Source organism: Clostridium celatum DSM 1785, assembly GCF_000320405.1.
Lineage (GTDB): Bacteria > Bacillota > Clostridia > Clostridiales > Clostridiaceae > Clostridium > Clostridium celatum.
The window spans coordinates 1-3,992 of sequence record NZ_KB291657.1 but is presented as its reverse complement, the minus strand read 5'-3'; the positions used below and the strand labels follow the sequence as shown (position 1 = coordinate 3,992).

Here is a 3,992-nt window from a genome sequence, read left to right as displayed (position 1 = left end):
TAATGTGTCCACTACTTTATACTAACACCACTCTTTTCTAATTATAAAATAGGACTATATTTTATCGTTTTTTTAATTTGTAAATTTCTTTATCATTGATAACTTTTACGTTTAAAACATTTAATAATTTTTCTAAACTTTTAACTTGGTTTATATATTCAATTTTCCCTGATTTAAGTAGAGTATTTATATTTTTTATAATATCTTCTTTCTCATCTTCACCTAGTCTTCTTTTAGTTTTTATAACAACTCTATTTATAAATGTTAACGTATGCCAAATTTGTTCATCTGTTATTTTGCTAAAGTCATTTATAACTCTTGTATAACCAACTCTTCTATTATTAGGTGGATATGCTTCTTTAAAAAATTCTAAAAAATGATTGATTTCCTTAGGATCCTTGTTATCTACAAATTTTCCTAAGGATGATTTTAGTTGATTTTTTAAATATATTATTGTATTTGCTTTTACTACTGTATTCATTTTTTCAATAGAATTATAAATAATAGTATATATTTCTTGAGCTTTTTCTTTACTTAATTCTTCTTTTAATAAAGGTTTAGTTTTTTCTATTGCATCTAATATATTCTTTTTAGAATTTAATTCTTTAGCTAATATATTATTTAGAATTTCTTCTGAAGTTAAATTATTATTATTTTGTTCCATTACTTTTCTCCTCTTTTGATTAAAGATTTACTATATTAATAAATTATAAACGCTAATATTAAATTAAAGAGTGTCTATTTTTATTTAGTAGTTCTTTATTATATTCTTCATGTTTTTTTATTAATTTTTCTAAAGGCTTTCCTTTTAACATATCGATTATCATTGGTGCTAATATTGTTAATGCATCTCTATATCCTAATTCTATATGTTGACTTAATACATTTTGTCTAATATTTACTGTTCCGATTCCATTAATTAATTCTAATTGCATTGATGGATATATTTCAATAATATGAGTATTTTCAAAACCTTCTCTATTAATAGGTTGATTAAATGCTAAATGAACAACTATTATAATATCACAATTATGAGTTTTCAGTGGTTTAATTGGAACATTATCAGCATTTTGATTTATATATTTAGGATTATTTACACCACCATCTGCATATCTATACTTCCCTATTTTTATTGGCTTAAATAAGTATGGAACAGCACAAGAGGCAATACATATATTTAAAATATCCTCATCATCATAATCATTAAGTTTAAAATACTCAGGTTCTTCTAAATCTATATTATATGCACATGCATAAAGAAGCTTTTTACTGTCTCTAATTATTTGAAAATCAACATAGTCTTCAATAAAACTTTTAATACCACTTTGAGATAATAAACCAATATCATTTCTTTTAAAGCTTTGTAGTAAACTTAATTGATTTTCACCATTAGCAGTTTTCTTTATGAACTCTTTAATTTTCAAATCCCTAACAGTATTTTCATTATTAATAAATCTTGAATATCGTATGTTAGACCAGCTCTTATCCATAATACTTCCATCATTCATAGAAAGCATAAGTCCATTTATTGTACCAATTGATACCCCTGAAACTACAGAAATACGTCTTATTATATCTAATTCCCAAAGTGCTTTAAAAACACCAGCTTCATAAGCTCCTTTAGCTCCACCCCCAGCTAAAACTAGACCTATATTTAAATCAAATAAGTCTTCTATATCTATCAATACCCTCACTCCTTTTTAATGATTAATAAATGAAGTACATTTAAAATATAGACTTTTATAAAAATAATAAGTTACTGATTTCAATTTATATTATCATATTATAGTATATTATACTACTTTATACTGATAATGTAAGATTAATAGAATTTTTTTAATTACAAAAAGTATAAAAAAATACAAAGATTAAATAAAATTAATAAAATCTTATTTAACCTCTGTATAATACAATTTAATTATTATAGAAATATATTTTGGAATAATACTACTATTGTTAAAACTTTTTTATAATATATTCTTTATGCAATATCCAATTATTTTCTATCCATTTATAAATACAAACATTATCAAATTTACAGTTAAAGTCGCATGGAAATAGATTTATATAATTCCATAGTTTATTATAAACATTTTTAATTTTTTTTGAACTTAAAGTTACATGAAATATTTTATCTTTTCCATCAATTTCATTAAACTGTATATATGGAATCTTGCTTAATTCAGTTATAAGTTTATCATGAAACTTTTTACCTTCATTAGACATTTTAACATCCATATAGATGACTCTATCATCAAAATGATTATATCCTTTTACTTTATAATTAAAGGCAATTTCACTACTACATAAATTTTCAATACAATTTTCTAAATCACTAATTTTACCATCATATTCAAAAGGAGATTTTATAGTAAAATGAGCTGGTAATTTTGAAGATTTTACATTAAATTTATTAAGTATATCATTTCTTAGATTATTATTAAAATTTCCTGCTTCTCCTTTTACAACACTAACAATTACATATCTCATACTACTGTTCTCACTTTCAATAAATTTAATATTTATTATATGATAAAAATAATACTATATACATTTATAAAATCTAGTAAATAGTTAATATATATTTTTTTATATAAGATTTAAAAAGTAGGTTCAAAAATATGATAAACTATTCTAATTCTAGGTGTATATCATTTAATTCTGGGAAATTATATTCATTTAAATTTATCCCTTTTAATGTTTCAATTACTTCATTTAGATTATTTACTAAATTTAGCTTTTGTTGTCTCAATAATGCTTCTAAAGAGCTATTTTCCCATTCTATCCATCTTATATAGTTATCTCTTTCCTCAATATATCTTTTAAATTCACTATTATTATCTAATTTTTCTGTTATTTCATCACAAATGAAAAAATTACAAATAAAACTTCTATATTTTATATCTAATGAGCATCCCTTACCTGGCTCAATAAAAGGACATGCTCTAAAAAACATAGAAACATCTTTAATTACTTTAGGCTTTTTTAAACTATTAACTTCTTGTATATCATATTCTTCATATGTATGAAGATTTTCTTCTTTTATTATAGATTCGTTAACTTCTTTTATTTCAAAATCAGTAGCAAATTTTAAACTGCTTGTCCCATTACTATTAACAAACAACTCATAACTTTCACTATCAAAAAAACCCTTACAATGAATATAATAATTGTATATAATAGTGTTTGGTAAATTTAATATTTTATTTAAAGTAGCTAGTCCATCTTTATCCTTTACCATTTTATGAATTTCATATAATGTAAATTTAGGATAATACCAACAGCATCCTCGTTTCTTTATTTCACATAAACTTTTTCCGAAAATACTATTACATCTATAACATGTGCTACAACTATATTGAGGAATACCCTCATTATTACTAAAACAAATACGTTCCATAATTGCATCTCCTAAAAATTTATTTGCATCTTATTATATCATTGTACATATTATTTTTTGAAGAATTATAGAATGAATTTACATATTTTTAACTTCACTTATTTTAAATTTAATATTATTTAATTTAGAATAATAGTTGTAATATTTTTATTAATCTTTATTAGATTTATTTTTACTGTGCCATTTTTCCAACGCTTCAATAACTTGCTTTTGTCTTTCTACAGCATAATCATAATTGTTATTTAATGCATATAAACTAGGGGCTTGAGGCAAGCCAGCTAATAATGTTGCTTCATTATCACTTAATTCGTTTGGTTCTTTATTAAAATATCCATTACAAGCTTCCTTTATACCAATATATCCATCTCCAAAATAAATTACATTAACATAAAGCTCTAAAATTTCTTCTTTAGTATATTTATTTTCTAACTTTTGTGCTATACAAATTTCTTTTATTTTTCGATCAAAACTTTGCTCATTAGTTAAAAATATATTTTTAGCTACCTGTTGAGTAATTGTACTTCCACCTTCAAGAATTTGTCCATTTTCTAAATTTGTAATTAATTGGTCTTATGTCAATATTTTGGACACA

Annotated in this window: 5 protein-coding genes; all 5 read right to left on the bottom strand. The window is 22.7% G+C overall.

From position 1 onward, the window contains the following. Nucleotides 1-61: 61 nt before the first annotated feature. A complete protein-coding gene (locus HMPREF0216_RS11120) occupies nt 62-664 on the bottom strand; it encodes a hypothetical protein (RefSeq protein ID WP_005214262.1) in 603 nt (200 codons plus the stop codon). A gap of 58 nt (nt 665-722) precedes the next feature. Next, complete coding sequence (locus tag HMPREF0216_RS11115; protein ID WP_005214261.1) at nt 723-1,694, bottom strand: patatin-like phospholipase family protein; 972 nt, start codon at nt 1,692-1,694, stop codon at nt 723-725. A 262-nt stretch (nt 1,695-1,956) separates the two neighbouring features. Beyond that, the gene (locus HMPREF0216_RS11110; protein WP_005214260.1) at nt 1,957-2,490 is read right to left on the bottom strand and encodes a 2'-5' RNA ligase family protein; all 534 of its coding nucleotides are present in this window, start codon (nt 2,488-2,490) and stop codon (nt 1,957-1,959) included. Between the two features lie 139 nt (nt 2,491-2,629). Further along, nucleotides 2,630-3,400: a hypothetical protein gene (locus HMPREF0216_RS17510; RefSeq protein WP_005214259.1), complete on the bottom strand. Its 771-nt coding sequence runs from the start codon at nt 3,398-3,400 to the stop codon at nt 2,630-2,632. Nucleotides 3,401-3,550: 150 nt separating this feature from the next. Then, nucleotides 3,551-3,961, bottom strand: coding sequence for a transglycosylase domain-containing protein (locus HMPREF0216_RS16815; protein WP_083875417.1), 411 nt, complete (start codon nt 3,959-3,961; stop codon nt 3,551-3,553). Nucleotides 3,962-3,992: the final 31 nt, after the last annotated feature.

What these genes read in the sequence shown, in the direction of transcription:
- HMPREF0216_RS11120 (WP_005214262.1), bottom strand. Translation starts at nt 664, where the DNA reads ATGGAACAAAATAATAATAATTTAACTTCAGAAGAAATTCTAAATAAT.
- HMPREF0216_RS17510 (WP_005214259.1), bottom strand. Translation starts at nt 3,400, where the DNA reads ATGGAACGTATTTGTTTTAGTAATAATGAGGGTATTCCTCAATATAGT.
- HMPREF0216_RS11110 (WP_005214260.1), bottom strand. Translation starts at nt 2,490, where the DNA reads ATGAGATATGTAATTGTTAGTGTTGTAAAAGGAGAAGCAGGAAATTTT.